The organism is Bradyrhizobium sp., assembly GCF_049519115.1.
GTDB lineage: Bacteria > Pseudomonadota > Alphaproteobacteria > Rhizobiales > Xanthobacteraceae > Bradyrhizobium.
Genome location: NZ_JBEKRB010000002.1, coordinates 97,222 through 115,558, shown reverse-complemented (window position 1 = coordinate 115,558; position 18,337 = coordinate 97,222). Strand labels below are relative to the sequence as shown.

General features: G+C 61.4%; 16 protein-coding genes. 13 read left to right on the top strand and 3 right to left on the bottom strand.

What is annotated here, in order from left to right:
- Complete coding sequence (locus ABSE61_RS02370) at positions 1–273, bottom strand: hypothetical protein (RefSeq protein WP_423869459.1); 273 nt, start codon at positions 271–273, stop codon at positions 1–3.
- A gap of 271 nt (positions 274–544) precedes the next feature.
- Here ABSE61_RS02370 and ABSE61_RS02365 point away from each other — a divergent pair, with 271 nt between their 5' ends.
- The 7 genes from ABSE61_RS02365 to ABSE61_RS02335 all read left to right on the top strand — a co-directional run bounded on the left by ABSE61_RS02365 (position 545) and on the right by ABSE61_RS02335 (position 8,022).
- Positions 545–1,327, top strand: a complete 783-nt coding sequence (locus ABSE61_RS02365) for an ABC transporter permease (RefSeq protein ID WP_423869650.1) — start codon at positions 545–547, stop codon at positions 1,325–1,327.
- Positions 1,328–1,387: 60 nt separating this feature from the next.
- Entirely contained in the window at positions 1,388–2,377 is a 990-nt protein-coding gene (locus ABSE61_RS02360; protein WP_423869458.1) for an ABC transporter substrate-binding protein, read from the top strand.
- Between the two features lie 163 nt (positions 2,378–2,540).
- A complete protein-coding gene (locus tag ABSE61_RS02355; RefSeq protein WP_423869457.1) occupies positions 2,541–3,389 on the top strand; it encodes an ABC transporter ATP-binding protein in 849 nt (282 codons plus the stop codon).
- A gap of 10 nt (positions 3,390–3,399) precedes the next feature.
- Complete coding sequence (locus ABSE61_RS02350; protein WP_423869456.1) at positions 3,400–4,803, top strand: hypothetical protein; 1,404 nt, start codon at positions 3,400–3,402, stop codon at positions 4,801–4,803.
- Complete coding sequence (locus ABSE61_RS02345) at positions 4,800–5,951, top strand: Gfo/Idh/MocA family protein (RefSeq protein ID WP_423869455.1); 1,152 nt, start codon at positions 4,800–4,802, stop codon at positions 5,949–5,951. Before ABSE61_RS02350 ends, ABSE61_RS02345 begins: the two co-directional genes overlap by 4 nt.
- An 11-nt stretch (positions 5,952–5,962) precedes the next feature.
- On the top strand, positions 5,963–7,159 hold the full coding sequence (locus ABSE61_RS02340; RefSeq protein WP_423869454.1) for a dihydrodipicolinate synthase family protein: 1,197 nt from the start codon (positions 5,963–5,965) through the stop codon (positions 7,157–7,159).
- Positions 7,159–8,022 (top strand): sugar phosphate isomerase/epimerase family protein, encoded by an 864-nt coding sequence (locus tag ABSE61_RS02335; protein WP_423869453.1) that lies wholly within the window; start codon positions 7,159–7,161, stop codon positions 8,020–8,022. The genes ABSE61_RS02340 and ABSE61_RS02335 overlap by 1 nt, the downstream gene beginning before the upstream one ends.
- A gap of 41 nt (positions 8,023–8,063) precedes the next feature.
- Here the strand turns inward: ABSE61_RS02335 and ABSE61_RS02330 are convergent, their stop codons facing one another.
- Positions 8,064–9,128, bottom strand: coding sequence for an NmrA family NAD(P)-binding protein (locus ABSE61_RS02330; protein WP_423869452.1), 1,065 nt, complete (start codon positions 9,126–9,128; stop codon positions 8,064–8,066).
- 125 nt (positions 9,129–9,253) lie between these two features.
- Between ABSE61_RS02330 and ABSE61_RS02325 the strand changes: the two genes are divergently transcribed.
- A complete protein-coding gene (locus ABSE61_RS02325) occupies positions 9,254–10,093 on the top strand; it encodes an MmyB family transcriptional regulator (protein WP_423869451.1) in 840 nt (279 codons plus the stop codon).
- 10 nt (positions 10,094–10,103) lie between these two features.
- On the opposite strand, the gene ABSE61_RS02320 is transcribed toward ABSE61_RS02325, so the two are convergent.
- Complete coding sequence (locus ABSE61_RS02320) at positions 10,104–11,600, bottom strand: NHL repeat-containing protein (RefSeq protein WP_423869450.1); 1,497 nt, start codon at positions 11,598–11,600, stop codon at positions 10,104–10,106.
- A 239-nt stretch (positions 11,601–11,839) separates the two neighbouring features.
- On the opposite strand from ABSE61_RS02320, the gene ABSE61_RS02315 reads away from it, so the two are divergent.
- The 5 genes from ABSE61_RS02315 (at position 11,840) to ABSE61_RS02295 (ending at position 18,269) form a co-directional block, all read left to right on the top strand.
- Positions 11,840–12,385: a phosphonopyruvate decarboxylase gene (locus tag ABSE61_RS02315; RefSeq protein ID WP_423869449.1), complete on the top strand. Its 546-nt coding sequence runs from the start codon at positions 11,840–11,842 to the stop codon at positions 12,383–12,385.
- Positions 12,382–12,972 (top strand): thiamine pyrophosphate-dependent enzyme, encoded by a 591-nt coding sequence (locus ABSE61_RS02310; protein WP_423869448.1) that lies wholly within the window; start codon positions 12,382–12,384, stop codon positions 12,970–12,972. Before ABSE61_RS02315 ends, ABSE61_RS02310 begins: the two co-directional genes overlap by 4 nt.
- Positions 12,973–13,063: 91 nt before the next feature.
- Positions 13,064–13,765 carry a TetR/AcrR family transcriptional regulator gene (locus ABSE61_RS02305; protein WP_423869447.1) on the top strand — a complete coding sequence of 234 codons (702 nt, stop codon included), beginning with the start codon at positions 13,064–13,066 and terminating at the stop codon, positions 13,763–13,765.
- A gap of 2 nt (positions 13,766–13,767) precedes the next feature.
- The gene (locus ABSE61_RS02300; protein WP_423869649.1) at positions 13,768–14,961 is read left to right on the top strand and encodes an efflux RND transporter periplasmic adaptor subunit; all 1,194 of its coding nucleotides are present in this window, start codon (positions 13,768–13,770) and stop codon (positions 14,959–14,961) included.
- Positions 14,962–15,173: 212 nt separating this feature from the next.
- On the top strand, positions 15,174–18,269 hold the full coding sequence (locus tag ABSE61_RS02295; protein WP_423869446.1) for a multidrug efflux RND transporter permease subunit: 3,096 nt from the start codon (positions 15,174–15,176) through the stop codon (positions 18,267–18,269).
- Positions 18,270–18,337 lie beyond the last annotated feature (68 nt).

Sequence of the window (18,337 nt, the reverse complement as noted above, 5' to 3'; positions counted from 1 at the left end):
CTAATGAGATCCTCGATAGGGTGGTCCCATGTTCTGGTCGACCGAGCCGGGATAATCACCATCGCCATAAGGGCCGCCCCAGCCCGAATGATAGGTCGGACGGGCGATGCCGAAGTTGAAGTGGTCAAAGTCTTGGGCTCGTATTTGGTGCATTTGGCCACCGCGCCCATGATAGGCGCCCGGCATCTCGTCGGTTCTGACGCTCGCCGCGGCTGCCGGCCCGGCCAGGGCCAGCGAAAACGCAGCGGCTGCAAGCAGTTTATGGTTTGTCATGACGGTTCTCCTTCGGAACTGGCATTACGGGGTGGTTGGCTACCGTCGCGCGGGGAAGTGGACGGGCACCAGCCCGGCTGGTCCGTATCGTCAACGCCCGAAATTCGAAGCTGAAGCGCTACCGCCTTCTAAAATTATGTTTATCCGTCGAGCTAGCGACAGATTTGCTCAACTCAAAAGCGCTGGACAGTATTTATCCAACGGGTTAATTTCGGCAAAAATCGAAAACCCAAGGGAGTGAGGCTTGGCTGAATCGAAAGCAACCGGAGTGATGTCGAAAGCGCTGAACACGGCGTGGGTGCGTCCGGTCCTGTTCCTGATTTTCATCGTGGTCGCCTGGGATCTTTCGATCCGGCTGTTCAAGATTCCGCCCTATCAAATCCCGGCACCGGCCGATGTCGTTGCCGTGCTGTGGCAGGATTGGCCGGAATTGGCACGGCAGTCCTGGCCGACGACTTACGCGACGATCTGCGGCTTCCTGCTGTCGGCGCTGTTCGGCATTCCTGTCGCCATGCTGATTGCGGGATCGAAGACAGTGGAGAGTTACGTCTATCCGCTGCTGGTATTCTCGCAGTCGGTGCCGAAGATCGCGATCGCGCCGCTGTTCGTGGTCTGGTTCGGATTCGGCATTTTCCCGAAAATCATCTCCGCCTTTCTGCTGGGATTTTTCCCGGTGGTGGTTTCCGCGGTGCAGGGGTTTAAATCGGTCGATCCCGATATGGTGGATCTCGCGCGTGCGATGCAGGGCAGCCGGTTTCATGTCTTTCGCGCGGTCAATCTGCCGCATGCAATGCCGGCGATTTTTTCCGGCCTGAAGGTTTCCGTCACGCTCGCGGTTGTCGGCGCGGTGGTCGGCGAATTCGTCGGCTCCAATTCCGGCATCGGTTACGTGCTGCAACGCTCGATCGGGACCTTCGACCTGCCGACAATGTTTGCCGCGCTGGTCATCCTGGCACTGCTCGGCGTAGTGCTGTTCTGGATCGTCGACCGGATCGAGCGGCTGGTGGTGCCCTGGCACGTCAGCCAGCGTGAGGACATCATTCTAACGGCGTGAACTAATTTGAAAAAGCCGCCGGCAAAAGGCGGCTCGAAAGAACGGTTTTGGGAGGATGACATGGTGCGTTTGGTTGCAGCTCTTGCAACGGTGCTGATCGGAATGATGTTGGCGGCGCTGCCGGCTCGGGCTGCCGACAAGGTCGTACTGATGCTCAATTGGTACGTCTATGGCGAGCATGCGCCGTTCTACTATGGCAAGGCCAAGGGCCTTTATGCCGCCGAAGGCATCGATCTCGAAATCCAGGAAGGCCGCGGTTCGGCGGCGACCACGCAGGCCGTCGCCGCAAAGACCGCCAATTTCGGTTATGTCGATGTGCCGACCATGATGCGCGCGGCGGTCAAGGGCGCGCCCGTCATCGCCACCGGCGTGCTGCTCCAGACCAGTCCGATGTCGGTGATGGGGTTGGCCGAAAAGAACATCAAGAAGCCCGAGGACATCAAGGGCAAGACGGTGGCGATCACGCCGGCCGATTCCATGACGCAAATCTGGCCGCTGTTCCTGAAAAAGACCGGGCTGAAGGAAAGCGATTTCACCACGGTCGCCGGAGACGGTCAGACCAAGCTCAACGCGGTCATCAACGGCCAGGCCGATCTTCTGCTCGGTTACGTCATGGATCAGTCGATGAAGATCAAAGATGCAACCGGCAAGGATGTCATTCCGATCAAGTTCGCCGACTACGGTATCAACATGGTGTCGTCGGGGCTTGTCGCCAACACCGACTACGTCAAGGCGAATCAGGATGTCGTGAAGCGCTTCATGGATGCGACCACCAAGGCGGTGGAAGCCGCCGAGAAGGACCCCAAGGGCGCGGCACAATCGATCCTCGATGCCAATCCGAAGGGCGGCAAGATCGATACGCTGACGCAGGGGTTTGAACTGACGATCCCGCTCTATCGCACGGCGGAAACCAAGGCCAAGCGGCCGTTCCAGGTCACCGATCAGAACATGACCGACAGCGTCAACCTGATGGTCGAATATGGCGGGCTCGAAGCCAAGGCCAAGGAGAATCCGAAGGCATTTTACACCAATGACTATCTGCCGAAGTGACGGTTCTTGCGCGGCGATTGGTTCATGTCGTCCCTGCGAAAGCAGGGACCCACAGCCACCGGCCGCAGTGATGGAGAGGGTTTCTGCCGATGTGCCCCAAAGCAACGTCACGGCGTATGGGTCCCTGCTTTCGCAGGGACGACGCCATAGATGGACTTGCTGAATGATTCCGACAAGCAAAGTATCCATCACTGACCCGCGGAGCGCGCATCTGCGTGTCGTGGCCGATCGCGGCGCGACGATGACGCCCGGCATTCGATTGTCGGGTGTGTCGAAAACCTATCGCTCGCGCGACGGCGACGTGCCGTCGTTGCGGCCGCTCGATTTCGATATCAATACCGGCGAATTCTTTGTCGTGGTCGGTCCCTCCGGCTGCGGCAAATCCACGCTTCTGAAGATGATCTCCGGGCTTTTGCCGCCCTCGACCGGCGAGATTTTCGTCGAAGGCGAGAAGGTCGACAGGCCGCACGGCAATGTCGGCATCGTGTTCCAGAATTCGTTGCTGCTGCCCTGGCGCAATATCCTCAACAATGTGATGCTGCCGATCGACATGAAGCGGCTGTCCCGCGAGGAATATCTGCCGCGGGCGAAGGCGCTGCTGAAACTTGTTGGGCTCGAAGGTTTCGAAAAGAAGCTGCCCTGGCAGCTCTCCGGCGGCATGCAGCAACGCGCCTCGATCTGCCGGGCGCTGGTGCACGACCCCAAGATCATTCTGATGGACGAGCCGTTCGGGGCGCTCGACGCCATGACCCGCGAGCGCATGAACGTCGAATTGATGCGGATTCAGCGCGAGACCGGAAAGACGGTGCTGCTGATCACGCATTCCATACCGGAAGCGGTTTTTCTCGCCGACCGCGTGCTGGTCATGACCGAACGGCCCGGCGCGATTGCCGCGATCTACGACGTTCCCTTGCCGCGCCCGCGTTCGCTCGATGCCATGACCGATCCGGTGTTCTCGGAACTGGTCCAGCGCATTCGCAAGCACTTCTTCACGCAATCGCCGCTGGATTAAAGGTGTAACCATGCCGCTGCGACTGGCCGTGCGGGATATCGCGCTTTTCGAACGACCGGTGCGTTTTGCCCGGCCGTTTCGTTTTGGCGCTGTCGTCGTCGAGGCGGCCTCGCAGGTGTTCGTGCGGGCCGAGGTCGAGATCCAAGGCAAGGGCCGATCGGTCGGCGCCAGCGCCGAGATGATGGTGCCGAAATGGTTCGACAAGCGCGCTTCTCTTTCGACTGAGCAAACCGTCGATGAATTGAGGCGCTCGCTGGCGATCGCGAGCCAGCTCTATCTGACGGGTTCCGGCTTCGATACCGCATTCGGCCATCACGCCTCCCGTGTCGCGGCACAGATCGAGAAGTGCGCGCAGGAGGATATTCCGCCGCTGGCGGCGATCTTCGGTCCGGCCGAGATCAACAAGGCCATTCTCGACGCACTGCTGCGCGGCGCCGGCGTCAATTTCTTTGACGGAATGGCGGCCAATATTGCCGGCGTCGATGCGCGGATGTCGCCTGATCTCGCCAACGACGACATCACGCGGTTTCTGGCACAAAGCCGACGCCGTGACCGCGTCGCGATCCGCCACACGGTCGGCCTCGACGACAGGGTCGAAGGCGCGGGTGGTGTTGCAGACGCACGCGAAAATTCCGGGGCTCGCTATTTCAAACTCAAACTCGCCGGTAACCCCGAGAATGATGCGTCGCGGCTGGTCCGTATCGGCCGCGAGCTGGTGAAGCTGCCTTACACTTACCGCGTCACGCTCGATGCCAACGAGCAATATGCGGATCTCGGTGATTTGAAGAATCTGGTCGATCGCCTGGGTCAGGACTCAGCACTCGCCCCGATCACGAGCCGGCTTCTTTATATCGAGCAGCCGATGCCGCGCGATCTCACCCGCGCAGCGCCGCTCGATGGGATTGCGGTCTACGATTTCATCATCGATGAGGCTGACGATTCCTATAACGCTTTCGTCAGCGCGCGTGCGCTCGGCTATCGCGGGATTTCCTCAAAGTCGTGCAAGGGAATCTACAAGTCCATGATCAACGCGACCCGTGCTGCCAAATGGAGCACGGGCAATGAGAAATTCTTTGTCACCGGCGAAGACCTGACCTGTCAGGCCGGGCTCTCGGTGCAGCAGGATCTCGCGCTCGGCGCCCTGATCGGCGTCACGCACGCGGAGCGCAACGGCCATCATTATGTCGATGGCTTTGGCGATTCGCCATCCGACGAGGCCAATGCGTTCCTGGCGGCGCATCCCGATCTCTATGAGCGTGCCGGCAATCGGGTTCAGCTCGCCATCCATGACGGCGACCTCCTGACGGGGTCGCTCGGCACGCCGGGCTTTGCCACCGGCGTCCATCCGCTATGGCCGAGCATGCAGGCCTTTCGACAACCAAAAGCAAAAACATTGCAGGAGCAATCGATATGACGACGCAACGCCTCGGCGTGATCATGAACGGTGTCACCGGCCGGATGGGCCTCAACCAGCATTTGATCCGCTCGATCATTGCGATCCGCGATCAGGGCGGCGTGAAGCTTGCCAACGGCGATCGCGTGATGCCCGATCCGATACTGGTCGGCCGCGATGCGAGGAAGGTCGAGGCGCTCGCCAAGCGCTTTGCGGTCGAGCGCTGGACCACCGACCTCGATGCGGCGCTCTCGGACAAAAAAGACGCGGTGTTCTTCGATGCCGCGACCACGCAGGCGCGGCCGGGGCTGCTGACGAGAGCGTTCAACGCCGGCAAGCACGTCTATTGCGAGAAGCCGACCGCGACCAACCTCGAAGAGGCGGTTGCGATCGTGAAGCTGGGCAACAGCAAAGGCCTCAAGCATGGCGTGGTGCAGGACAAGCTGTTTCTGCCCGGCCTGAAGAAGCTCGCCTTCCTGCGCGATTCCGGGTTCTTCGGCCGCATGCTCTCGGTGCGGGGCGAATTCGGCTATTGGGTGTTCGAGGGCGACTGGCAGGAAGCGCAGCGGCCGTCGTGGAATTATCGCGTCGAAGACGGCGGCGGCATCATTCTCGACATGGTCTGCCACTGGCGCTACGTGCTCGATAATCTTTTCGGCGAGGTCGAGAGCGTGGTCTGCATCGGCAACACCGATATTCCGGAGCGTTGGGACGAGCAGAACAAGAAATACAAGGCGACCGCCGACGATTCCGCTTATGCCACGTTCCGTCTCAAGGGCGGCGTGATCGCTCATATCAACATGAGCTGGGTGACGCGGGTCTATCGCGACGACCTCGTCACGTTCCAGGTCGACGGCACCCATGGCTCGGCGGTGGCGGGGCTCGCCGATTGCAGCATCCAGGCACGGCAGATGACGCCGCGGCCGGTATGGAATCCGGACGAGAAGCGCCTGCACGATTTCTATTCCGATTGGCAGAAGCTGCCCGAGAATACGACCTACGACAACGGCTTCAAGGAACAGTGGGAAATGTTCATTCGCCACGTCTGCGAGGACGCGCCGTACAAATACACGTTGCTCGAAGGCGCCAAGGGCGTGCAACTCGCCGAATGCGCGCTGCAGAGCTGGCGCGAGCGGCGCTGGATCGACGTCGCGCCGATCAAGGTGTGAGGAGAGGGCTCATGAACAAACCGGTGATGCCTGCATCCTCGTTGTCGCTGAAACTGCCGACCGCTGGCGGCGGAATCGAAATTTATCGCCTCGCGGCGTCGCGGAGCTTTCCTGCCCGCCTTGAAGGCACGCTCAACCGCGTGGCATTCTCCGCCGCGCATGTGGTGTCCGATCCGCTGGCCGATGTCGATCCGTGGCTGACGGCGGCGGTCGACTGGGACAAGACGATTGCTTTTCGCGAACACATCTGGGACCTCGGTCTTGGCGTGGCCGAAGCGATGGACACGGCCCAGCGCGGCATGGGGCTCGATTGGCCGACCTCGCTCGAATTGATCCAGCGCTCGGTACGCGCCGCGAAGGCGAGGGGCCCGGCGGCGCTGGTGTTCTCCGGCGCCGGCACCGACCATCTGGCAACTGAAGACGCCAAGAGCCTCGACGACGTGATCCGCGCCTATCAAAAGCAGATCGCGGCGATCGAGAAGGCCGGCGGCCGCATCATTTTGATGGCTTCGCGCGCCCTGGCCAAAATCGCCCGCAGCCCTGACGACTACGCCAAGGTTTATGACCGTGTGCTGTCGCAGGTGAGCGAGCCCGTGATCATCCACTGGCTTGGCGACATGTTCGACCCGGCGTTATCAGGCTATTGGGGCACGGCGGATCTTGGCAAAGCCATGGATACCGCGGTTGCGATCATCAACGCGAACGCAACGAAGGTCGATGGCGTCAAGATCTCGCTGCTCGACAAGCAGCGCGAGATCGACATGCGCCGCCGGTTGGCCGGCGGCGTCAAGATGTATACCGGCGACGATTTCAATTATGCGGAGCTGATCGCCGGCGACGACAAGGGCTATTCGCACGCGCTGCTCGGCATTTTCGATGCGATCGCGCCGGCGGCGTCCTACGCGCTGTCGCGACTTGCGGCGTCCGACGCGCAAGGGTTCCACGACGTGCTGGGCCCGACGGTGGCTTTATCGCGTCACATCTTCAAGGCGCCGACGCGCTTCTACAAGACCGGCATCGTGTTCATGGCCTATCTGAACGGTCATCAGGACCATTTCACCATGGTCGGTGGGCAGGACAGCACGCGCTCGACCTTGCATCTGGCCGAGCTATTTCGTTTGGCAGATCAGGCCGGATTGCTTGCCAATCCTGAGCTGGCGACGCGGCGGATGAAAACGGTACTCGCAGTTCGTGGCGTAGAAAACTGATGCGGGATTTTTCGGCCGATCACCGCTGGCTGTCGCTCAATACCGCGACTGTCCGCAAGCAAGGTGACCTCGTCCAGATCATCGATGCCTGCGCGCGACACGGTATCCGCGCCATCGATCCCTGGCGCGACCAGGTCGCAGCTGTGGGTTTGGACCGCGCCGCGCGCGCCGTGCGCGAAGCGGGACTTGAGTTGTCGGGTTATTGCCGCGGCGGGATGTTCACGTCTGATGCGGCTCGCCGGATCGAGGTGCGCGAAGATAACCGCCGCACCGTCGATGAAGCCAAGGCGCTCGGTGCGCCTTGTGTCGTGCTCGTGGTTGGCGGCCTGCCGCAATATTCGCGCCCGGGAAGCGCGGTCTCCAAAGACATCGTCGCAGCGCGAGCCCAGGTCGAAGACGCCATTGCCGAGATGATGGACTATGCGCGTGGGGCCAAGATGCCGCTCGCAATCGAGCCGCTGCATCCGGCCTATGCGGCCGACCGCGCCTGCGTCAACACGACCGAACAAGCGCTCGACATCTGCGACCGTCTCGATCCCGGTCGCACCGGCGCGCTCGGCGTCGCGCTCGACGTCTATCACATCTGGTGGGACCCGGACGTGTTGCCGCAAATTCGCCGAGCGGCCAAGGATCGCCTGCTGGCGTTCCACGTCTGCGACTGGCTGGTGCCGACCAAGGACATTCTCAACGACCGCGGCATGATGGGGGATGGCTTGATCGATATCAAATCGCTTCGCGCCGCCGTCGAAGCGGAAGGTTTCGCCGGCTATTCGGAGATCGAGATCTTCTCGGAAGGTTGGTGGACGAGGCCGATGGATGAGGTGTTGCAGACCTGCATCCAACGGCATCGCACGGTGGTTTGAGTCTTGCGCCGCGCCATTTCGGCCACCCCTCAACGGCTTGATCAGACTGCCCCGTCAGGGACATGGGCGGTGCGCCAGCGTGCGCTGTCGGCGGCCAGCATGGGGTGATTGAGTGTCGGCAGTTTCAGCCGGCGGGCGATCTCGGCAGGCGTGGGCGCCGAGGTCAAAAGGCCGGCGACAAGATTGTGCACGGCCGTCAGATTCGAGCGGAACGTTCGCTGGCCGAATCCGGACATCGCGACGTAACGCAGGGCAATCTCTTCGAAAGGTTCCGGTGCCACGCCGGCCACTTCCTGCACGGCATCGGTCGGCGCTCCCAGCCCGAAGGAGTTGCGCTGGTAATCCTTGAGGAAGTAGGAGAGCTCTTCGATGACGAATTCGCTGATCCCAAGTGACTTCGCGACCTGGAAGAGCAGCTTCGTTGGTACGTCCTGGTAAGCCACCTTGCGACCAAGCGCCTTGCCGATCGCGGCTGCGATGTCTTCCGGTGATAACAGACGCGGCCCGGTCGGGCGATAGCTCTTGCCGATATGAGGCGCCGGGTTTGTCAGCACGCCGACGACGACACGTGCAATGTCCTCGTTCGAGGGTGGGGCGTTAAGGCCGTTGCCGAGCGGCATTCCCATCAGGCCGAAATGCGCCATCGGCTCGAGCGCAGCCATGTAACTGTCGGCGAAGAATCCGGGATTGACGGTAATGACGTCAAGCTCGGGCGCCCATTCGAACACCTTGTTGCTTAGCCATTTCTCGCGCGAATGCGTGGCGGGATGATGTGGGTCGGCGAGCCACTGGCTCAAGACGACGACCACTTCGAGGCGGGCCGCTTGGGCTGCTGCGGCAAACAATGTGGCGCGCCGCAACGTGCCAGGCTCGAGCGGCGGGCAAAAATAGGCCCGCTGGATACCCGCCATGGCCGCACGCAGATCGGTGATGTCCTCGAGCGAGCCGACGGCGATTTCGGCGCCGCGCTCGCGCAGAGCCTCGCTGCGAGCGTCGACCCGTTGCACAAGGGCGCGCACGGGATATCCCTTGGCGAGCAACTGGGCGATTGTGGCGCTGCCGGTCTTGCCGGTCGCGCCGGTGACAAGAATGGTGGGTTTTTGCATGGGCTTGTCCTCGCGTTGGCGGCCTTAGGCGCCGGATTTGCGGGGACCGTATGGCCGGCAGGTTAGTGTCGCAATTACGCGAGAGGTAATTGAGTTAGTGCGTCCGTCTGAATAGGATTCCCGCGATGAAGAGTAGCTTCGGCTCTGTGCTAAGCGAATGGCGTGCCGTCCGGCGGCTCAGCCAGCTCGATCTTGCGTTGCTTGCCGGCATATCCCAACGTCATATCAGTTTTGTCGAATCCGGCCGCGCTCTACCGAGCCGCGACATGATTTTCAAACTTGCCGAGGGGCTCGATCTCCCGCTACGCGCGCGCAACGATCTTTTTCTCACGGCTGGCTTTGCGCCTGTCTATCCTGAGCGCGGCCTTGATCTTTCAGAGATGGAAGCGGCGCGTGGGGCGCTCGAACTGATCCTCAAGCACCAAGAGCCTTATCCGGCCATCGTCATGGACGCAAACTGGAACATCGTGATGCGGAACGAGGCGGCCTCGCGCATCCTCGCTTATTGCGTGGGCGTGGACGCGTTGCGGGCGCTGTTTCCTGATGGCGTGATCAATTTCATGGAAATGATGTTTGCCCCGAATGGGCTCAGGCCGCACATTATCAACTGGAATGACTGGCGGGCCGCACTGCTGCGCCGGCTACGTCGCGAAGCCGCGGGAAATGCGAATTCACCTTCCGGAATACTTCGACGCAAATTCGATTCCGGGCCGCCACCGCCCGCCGGCGACGTCAGCCATCATAACGATAGCTCCGATCCGATGCTGTCGCTCGAATTGTGCGTCGGCGACACGAGCCTTCGCCTGTTCACAACATTCACGACGTTCGGGACGCCGCAGGACGTGTCATTGCAGGAGCTTCGCATCGACATGTCGTTTCCGGCCGATGAGGTGACGAGGCGTTTCCTCCATGCCGCGGCAAAATCCAGTATCGAGGCTGCGCTCAAGCTGCATCAGATGGCGTAAACAGGTTCGTCTATTTTCTGTCCGCCGCCTCACCGCCGATATTTGCCGTACCCTTGCCGCTGCACCCATTGGCGCCATAACGCGCGAATTTCTGCACGCGTTTCCCGGTGTCGACCTCGCCGGTATAGATGTTGCCCTGGCTGTCCAGGCTGACCTGATGCAGCCAGTGGAAATCGCCGGCCATCCGGCCGCCATGTCCGAGCCGGCCGAGCTGCTCCAGATTGCCGCGGTCCATGATGTAAATCGTCTGGTTGGTATTGTCGCCGATATAGAGACAGCTTTGCGCCTGATCGGGCGAGAAGTTCATCGACACCGCCGTGCCCGGCATCACCGGCTGGGTGTAGGTTTTCGGGCTGATGAAACGCTCGGTCACGAAGCCGCACTTGCCCGCTTCGCCATTTGGGTTGCTGCATTCCTTGCCGAGCGAGGCATCCTTGCCGTCGAACACCTGGATGCGATCGTTGCCGCGATCGCAGACGTAAACCTTGCCGTCGTCGGCGATTTTTACGCAGTGCACGGGATTGCGGAAGAACGCCGGTTTGGTTTCGCCCTTCGCTGACCCCTGCGGCCAGGTGCCGGCGGCGGCCGCGGCCGCATCGTCAATCGGGTTGCTCCCATAGGCGCCGAAGTGCCCGATATATTTGCCGCTGTCGGCATCGACGATCAGAACACGCCGGTTGGCATAACCGTCGGCGACATAAAGGCGGTTGGTCTTGGGATCGACCACCATATCGGCGGGCCGATAGAGCAGTGGCGTGCCGTTGAGACCGCCATCCTTGCTGTTGCTGTCGGGCGCGGTTGGCGTGCCGCCGATCCGCATCTTGAAATTGCCGTCCCGGTCGAACTTCAGGATAAAACCGTCGCCACCACCTTTGTTGGTGGTCCACGGAATTTCCTTCTCGCCAGCCTTGGGGGCAGGGGAGTTGCCGGCGATCCAGACATTGTCTTTCTGGTCGACATAGATGCCATGTTCGACATTCGGCCAGATGCAGCCGTCTTCCGTCTTGCATTTGCCGCCGACAAAACCGGGATCGGCCGGGCCGCCCCAGGCGCGCAGCAATTTGCCGCCGCCGTCGAATTCCATCACCGAAGGCGCCGCGCGGCAACAATCCGCACCGAAACCATTGGCCCGCACGAATCCAAGACCGTTGACCGGCTGACCCTTGGCATCGGTCGCACCTGCGATGGCGGGCTCGAGCCCCACTTCATCGTCGTTGAGTGTGCGGGGCCGGTTGTAGACCCAGATATGGTCGTGATGGTCGACATAGAGGCCGCCGATTTGCCCAAGCAGCCAGCTATGCGGCAATGGCTGCGGCCAGGTCGGATCGACCATGAATTCGGGCGTCTTTCCGGACGTCGATCGGTCATAGACGCCACTTTGCTTCTGCAACAGATCGAGGAGGGCGCTTTCTTTGAGCGGGCTCGCGTCGTCGGCCCGAACTGGGGCAGCCACAACGCCCAAGGACAGGCCAGCGAACAGCGACACGGCTATGAGTGCGTTTTTCATCCCTGGTGCCCCCTTTTTGTTTCGTTGTTGGCGAAAATCCTCGCCGGGTTTACGTCGCGAGTCAATTCAGGCGCCGCGCTTCCGCAGTGCAGGATACATCGAGAGAGCTCTCGCGCATCGGCATTCAAACTGCCATTCCGGCGTTGGATAGCGATATGCCGTTTTCGCTCTATCGAAAAGCGTGCCGCCCTCTAAAGTCCGGCGCCGAAAGCCTACCGACACCGAACGGAACATCAGACATGGACGCCCGTCACCACGCGCCGGCCGAAACACAGCCTTCCTGGCCGGACGATATTTTCGAGATTTTGCAGCGCTTCGATGTCCGCCAGGTGGCTTACGTCCCGGATGCCGGACATTCGCAGCTGATCGAGCGGGTGCTGGCTGAGCCTTCGATGCGGGCGGTGTCGCTGACGACGGAAGAGGAGGGGGTGGCGCTGCTCGCGGGCGCCTGGGTCGGCGGCGAGCGCGGCGTACTTTTGATGCAGTCGAGCGGGGTCGGCAATTGCATCAACATGCTGTCGCTCACTCACATCTTCCGCTTGCCGTTCCTGACGTTGGTGACGATGCGCGGCGAATGGGGCGAGTTCAATCCGTGGCAGGTGCCGATGGGTTCGACCACCCCCGGCGTGCTCGAACTGTCCGGTATCAAGGTCTTGCGGGCCTCGCATCCAAGCGAAGTTCGTGACGTGGTCGAGGCGGCGGCGGGGCAGGCCTATAACGCCTGCACGCCATCGGCCGTGTTGTTGTCGCAACGCCTGATCGGCGCAAAGGTGTTCGTGAAATGAGCAAGGCAAACCTTCTCGAACGCCGCAGCGTCGTTTCTGCGCTGCTTCATGGCCGCAAGGATGCCGTCGTCGTCGGCGGTCTCGGCGCATCGACCTACGACATTGCCGCGGCCGGCGACCACGACCGCAACTTCTATCTCTGGGGCGCGATGGGCGGCGCCGTCATGATCGGGCTCGGCGTTGCACTGGCCCAACCGAAACTGCCGGTCGTCGTCATCACGGGCGACGGTGAGATGCTGATGGGAATGGGAAGCCTTGCAACCGTCGGACTGCAACAGCCGAAAAACCTCACCGTCATCGTGCTCGACAATGAGGTCTATGGCGAAACCGGTGGGCAGGCGAGCCACACCGGAACCAATACCGACCTTGTTGCCGTCGCCAAGGCCTGCGGCCTTGCCGATGCGCGCGCGATGGCGACCATGACCGAGATCGAGGTGTTTGCGAAATCGATGCAGGACACCTCGAGCGGGCCGCGCTTTGCCAGCATCAAGATCGACAGCGCCAATCTGGAACGGGTGCTCGCCAGCCGGGACGGCACTTTCATTGTGAACCGGATTCGCGGGGCGCTGGGTTTCGGCCCGATCTAGCGTCAGCCTTACAACTCCCGTCTCAACAACGGCAATTTTGCGGCGCAGCAATTTCCTTGACATAGATCAAAGGTGAGTGCTTACTCACAAGATGAGCACCCTCCGCATGACCAGTGACCTGCGCCGCCAGCTGATTCTGGGCGCGGCGAAACGCTGTTTCGCCCGTCACGGGTTTGCCGGCACCACGACCAAGAGCGTGGCGGCGGCAGCCTCGATTTCCGAAGGGCTGCTGTTCAAGCATTTCCCGACCAAGTCAGCGCTTTATGCGGAAATTCTCGCCGAGGAATGCGCGGCCGATCCCGAACTTCATCGCCTGCTCGAACTCGAGCCTTCCACCGAAACGCTGGTCGTTCTGATCCGCGAAATGGTCCGCCATTTCCAGGAAGTGCAGGCCATGCCCGATCAGCAGGAGGCGCAACGCCTTCGCCTGATGCTGGCGAGCCACCTCGACGACGGAGAATTCGCCCGGCTGATTTACGACAAAATCGGCGGACTGATCGGTCATGTCTTCGATGCCTCGCTCAAACGCGCCGTTGAGGCGGGCGACGCCCAGCCGGTCGGGCGCGAGCCGATGAACCTGTTCTGGTTTGCCCATCATGCGGTGCTGATGGTAACCGTCTCGCGCCTGCCGGCTATCCCGTGCCTGTCCTATGGCGAAGGGGCTGGTCCCGAACGACAGCTTTGCGAATTCATCCTCCGCGGCATCGGCCTGAACGAAGTCGCGATTACCAAATACCTTGACCGCGACCTGGCCGGAAACCCCGGGCAGCCGGCGATTGCAGAGAGCGCATGACCATGAATATTGTGACCGAAAGCCATATCTCGGGCCGGCCGATCGCCGAGAAGCCCGCCGCGCGCCCGGTTCGGCTGGTGCGCTGGTTCATCATAGTCGGATTGCTGCTCGCGCTTTTGGTCGGCGCGCTGGTTGGCTTCAATGCCTTCCGCAATCACATGATCGCGCAGTTCTTCGCCAACAATAAGCCGCCGCCGTCCTCGGTGACGGCGGTCGAAGCGAAGTCCGAACAGATCCCCAACCTGCTGACGGCGGTTGGCGATCTCGCCGCTGTGCATCAGGTGAATGTCACCTCCGACGTGTCCGGCCGCATCACCGACATCATGTTCACGGCCGGCGCTTCGGTGAAGGCAGGACATCCGCTGGTGCAGTTATTCGACGGCCCCGAGCAGGGCGATCTGGCGAGCTTCAAGGCGCAATCGACCGGCGCCTCGCTGGCGCTCGATCGCGCCAAGCAGCTCGCGGCGCGTCAGTTCGGCCCGCAATCGACGGTCGACGCCGCGCAGGCGACCTATGACACGGCCATCGCCGGCATTGCCAAGACCGAAGCGCTGATTTCGCAAAAGCTCGTGCGGGCGCCGTTCGATGGTGAACTGGGCGTCCGCCGCATCGAGGTCGGTCAGTATCTCAGTGCTGGAACGCAGATCGTCACGCTGACCGATCTGTCGATGCTCTATGCCAACTTTACGGTGCCGGAGAAGGCGAGTGCGGCGCTCAAGACCGGCCAGACCGTGCGCCTCACGGTCGATGCCTATCCCGGCCGGACTTTCGAGGGCAAGATTACGACGATCGAGCCGCAAATCGCAGCCGACACGCGCAACATCCGCGTTCAGGCCACGATCGAGAATCCCGACCACATCCTCAAGCCCGGCATGTTCACCACCACGACGGTGGTACTGCCGGACCGGCCGCCCGTCGTCACCGTGCCGGAAACCGCCGTCGACTATACGCTCTACGGCGATTCCGTCTTCCTTATCACCGAGAAGAAAAGCGATGACGGGAAGACCAGCCTGGTCGTGGTACGCACCTTCGTGCGGACCGGTAACCGGGTCAACGGCCGCGCCGAAATCCTCGAAGGGCTGAAGGCCGGCGATCGCGTGGTGGCGGTCGGTCAGCTCAAGCTGCAATCGGGTGCGGCGGTCGCGATCTCGACCGATCCGGCACCGGTGATTCCTGCGAACCCGCCGCGTTACTAGTGTGGTGGGTTTGACATTCGCGTCGGTGTCGCTGCGAACTCTGCGAAGCGAATGTCGAATCCAAAACCACACTAGATGTCTACATTTGCTAGTGTCCCTTTGGTTCTGACATTCGTAAACGAACCTGCCGCGATTCGGTACGAATGTCAGAACTGGGACACTAGTCGTACTGATCGCGCGCGCTTTACCAATTCAAGAGCCGGAGCTGGCCGATGGTCTGGACTGATCTTTTCATCAAGCGACCGGTGCTGTCCGTCGTCGTCAGCCTGCTGATCCTGCTGATCGGCCTGCGCGCTGCAACGGTGCTGCCGATCCGGCAATATCCGAAGCTGTCGAATACGGTGGTGAACGTCACCACCTCCTATCCCGGCGCGTCCGCCGATTTGATTCAAGGCTTCATCACCACGCCGATCGAGCAGGCCGTCGCGTCCGCCGAAGGCGTCGATTACATGACCTCGTCGTCGGTGCTCGGCACCAGCACCATTCAGGTCTACATCAAGCTGAACTTCGACCCGAACCAGGCGCTGACCGAAGTTCTCGCCAAGGTGAACTCGGTCAAATACCTGATCCCGAAGGAATCCAACGACCCGATCGTCACCAAGACGACCGGACAGACCACGGCCGTGATGTATCTCGGCTTCTCCAGTGAAGTCCTGTCGGGGTCGGCGATCTCGGACTATCTGACGCGCGTGGTGCAGCCGGTGCTGTCCACCGTCGATGGCGTCGCCTCCGCCGATATTCTCGGCGGGCAAACCTTCGCGATGCGGTTGTGGCTCGATCCCGTGCGCATGGCCGGCCGCAGCGTCTCGCCGAATGACGTCGCTGCCGCGATCGCCGCCAACAATTTCCAGGCGGCCGCCGGCCAGTCCAAGGGATTCTTCATCGTCTCCAACGTGTCGGCCAATACCGACCTGCAGAATCTCGATCAATTCAAGCGGATGATCGTCAAATCCAAGGATGGCGGCTTCGTCCGCATCGAGGATATCGCAACCGTTGAACTTGCGGCGCAAAGCACCGACGCCAGCGTCGCCTTCAACGGCGAGCACGCGATCTTCATCGGCGTTCAGGTCACGCCGCAGGGCAACCCTTTGACGCTGGTGAAAGGCGTGCGCGCGCTATTCCCCGAGCTTGAGCGCAACCTGCCGCCGTCGATGAAGATGAAGGTGGCTTACGACTCCACCAAGTTCATTCAATCCTCGATCGACGAGGTGGAAAAGACGCTTGGCGAAGCCGTCATCATCGTCGTCGTGGTGATCTTCCTGTTCCTGGCCTCGTTCCGCTCGGTGCTGATCCCGGTCGTGACCATTCCGCTGTCGCTGATCGGCGTCTGCAGCCTGATGCTGATGGCGGGCTTCAGCTTCAACCTCTTGACCCTGCTTGCCATGGTGCTCGCGATCGGCCTCGTCGTCGACGACGCCATCGTCGTCGTCGAAAACATTCACCGCCATCTGGAAGAGGGCAAGCCGCCGGTTCAGGCCGCCATGATCGGTGCGCGCGAAATCGTGGGCCCCGTCATCTCCATGACCATTACGCTCGCCGCGGTTTACGCGCCGATCGGATTCCTCGGCGGCCTGACAGGTTCGCTGTTTCGCGAATTCGCCTTTACGCTTGCGGGTTCGGTGATCGTGTCCGGCGTGGTCGCGCTGACGCTGTCGCCGATGATGTGCTCGGTGTTCCTCAAGAGTGCGGAAGAGGGGCGTTTCGCCAAACTGGTGAACCGGGTGTTCGGATCGATCACGCGCGGCTATGGCCGTATGCTCGATCGCTCGCTCGACTACCGCCCGATCACCGGGCTGTTCGCGCTGACGATCCTGGGGCTGGTCGGTTTCCTCTACATGCATACGGCCAAGGAACTCGCGCCGGAAGAAGACCAGGGCATCGTCTTTGCCGTGACGAAGGCGCCGAAATACGCCAACATCGATTACATCGATTTCTACGGTGACAAGCTCGACAAGATCTTCGCGACGTTTCCGGAGACCGATCTGCGCTTTGTTCTGAACGGCATCAACGGCCCGCAAGGCGGCATCGCCGGCATGCTGCTGACGCCATGGGATGAGCGGAAGCGTTCCTCGATCCAGCTAAAGCCGCTGGTTCAGGGAGCCCTGAGCAAGATCGAGGGTGTCAATGCCTTCGCGTTCAACCTGCCGCCGCTGCCGGGCGGTCCCGGCGGTCTGCCGGTTCAGATGGTGATCAGTTCGACCAACGGCTTCCAGTCGATCTATGAGCAGATGAACAAGCTGAAGGATGCCGCGCGCAAGAGCGGTTTGTTCATCGTCTCCGACAGCGATCTCGACTTCAACCAGCCGGTGGTCCGAGTCAAAGTCGATCGCTCGAAGGCAAGCGACCTCGGCCTCACCATGCAGAGCATCGGCAATACGCTGGCCACCATGCTTGGCGGAAACTATGTGAACCGCTTCAACCTCGAGGGACGGTCCTATCAGGTCATTCCGCAGGTACCGCGCGAGAGCCGCCTGTCGCCGGAGTCGCTCGGCACCTACTATTTGTCGACCCCGACCGGTCAGCAGATTCCGCTGTCGACAGTGGTATCGATCGAAACCGCGACCGACCCCAACGCGCTGACCCATTATAACCAGCTCAACTCGGCGACCTTCCAGGCGGTGCCGATGCCGGGCGTGACGGTGGGGCAGGCGGTGGATTTCCTGGAGAGCCAGGCGCAAAAGATGCCCGCCGGCTTCACCCACGATTATCTCGCCGATAGCAGGCAGTATGTGCAGGAAGGCAATCAGCTTGCCATTACCTTTGGTTTCGCGCTGATCATCATTTTCCTGGTGCTGGCCGCGCAATTCGAAAGCCTGCGCGATCCGCTGGTGATCATGATCAGCGTGCCCATGGCGATCTCCGGTGCGCTGATTCCGCTGTTCTTCGGCATGGCGACGATGAACATCTACACCCAGGTCGGTCTGCTGACGCTGGTCGGTCTGATCAGCAAGCACGGCATTCTGATGGTGGAGTTTGCCAACGAACTTCAGCTCAATGAGAGCCTCGATCGCCGGTCGGCAATCGAGATGGCGGCCCGCGTCCGGCTTCGTCCGATCCTGATGACGACCGCCGCCATGGTCACCGGCCTGTTGCCGCTGCTCACTGCGAGCGGCGCGGGTGCGGCGAGCCGGTTCTCGATCGGTCTTGTGGTCGTCTCCGGCATGACCATCGGCACGCTGTTCACGCTGTTCGTGCTGCCGGCGGTTTATGTTTGGATCGCGACCGACCATCGTGCCGGCGCCGAATCCGAACGTGCCCGGGAAATCGCCGAGTTCGATCTGGGATCGAAGGCGCTGCGGCCGACCTGAGCAAGATTGGCGCGGGTGAAAATCCGCGCCAATTGGATTGTGGAGGCGGTTTCAGGATAGGAGATTGT

Excerpts from the sequence above, each read along its gene's own strand:
- ABSE61_RS02350 (WP_423869456.1), top strand. The coding sequence starts at position 3,400 with ATGCCGCTGCGACTGGCCGTGCGGGATATCGCGCTTTTCGAACGACCG.
- ABSE61_RS02310 (WP_423869448.1), top strand. The coding sequence starts at position 12,382 with ATGAGCAAGGCAAACCTTCTCGAACGCCGCAGCGTCGTTTCTGCGCTG.
- ABSE61_RS02370 (WP_423869459.1), bottom strand. The coding sequence starts at position 273 with ATGACAAACCATAAACTGCTTGCAGCCGCTGCGTTTTCGCTGGCCCTG.
- ABSE61_RS02300 (WP_423869649.1), top strand. The coding sequence starts at position 13,768 with ATGAATATTGTGACCGAAAGCCATATCTCGGGCCGGCCGATCGCCGAG.
- ABSE61_RS02335 (WP_423869453.1), top strand. The coding sequence starts at position 7,159 with ATGCGGGATTTTTCGGCCGATCACCGCTGGCTGTCGCTCAATACCGCG.
- ABSE61_RS02340 (WP_423869454.1), top strand. The coding sequence starts at position 5,963 with ATGAACAAACCGGTGATGCCTGCATCCTCGTTGTCGCTGAAACTGCCG.
- ABSE61_RS02295 (WP_423869446.1), top strand. The coding sequence starts at position 15,174 with ATGGTCTGGACTGATCTTTTCATCAAGCGACCGGTGCTGTCCGTCGTC.
- ABSE61_RS02320 (WP_423869450.1), bottom strand. The coding sequence starts at position 11,600 with ATGAAAAACGCACTCATAGCCGTGTCGCTGTTCGCTGGCCTGTCCTTG.
- ABSE61_RS02315 (WP_423869449.1), top strand. The coding sequence starts at position 11,840 with ATGGACGCCCGTCACCACGCGCCGGCCGAAACACAGCCTTCCTGGCCG.
- ABSE61_RS02345 (WP_423869455.1), top strand. The coding sequence starts at position 4,800 with ATGACGACGCAACGCCTCGGCGTGATCATGAACGGTGTCACCGGCCGG.
- ABSE61_RS02325 (WP_423869451.1), top strand. The coding sequence starts at position 9,254 with ATGAAGAGTAGCTTCGGCTCTGTGCTAAGCGAATGGCGTGCCGTCCGG.
- ABSE61_RS02305 (WP_423869447.1), top strand. The coding sequence starts at position 13,064 with ATGAGCACCCTCCGCATGACCAGTGACCTGCGCCGCCAGCTGATTCTG.
- ABSE61_RS02365 (WP_423869650.1), top strand. The coding sequence starts at position 545 with ATGTCGAAAGCGCTGAACACGGCGTGGGTGCGTCCGGTCCTGTTCCTG.
- ABSE61_RS02360 (WP_423869458.1), top strand. The coding sequence starts at position 1,388 with ATGGTGCGTTTGGTTGCAGCTCTTGCAACGGTGCTGATCGGAATGATG.
- ABSE61_RS02330 (WP_423869452.1), bottom strand. The coding sequence starts at position 9,128 with ATGCAAAAACCCACCATTCTTGTCACCGGCGCGACCGGCAAGACCGGC.
- ABSE61_RS02355 (WP_423869457.1), top strand. The coding sequence starts at position 2,541 with ATGATTCCGACAAGCAAAGTATCCATCACTGACCCGCGGAGCGCGCAT.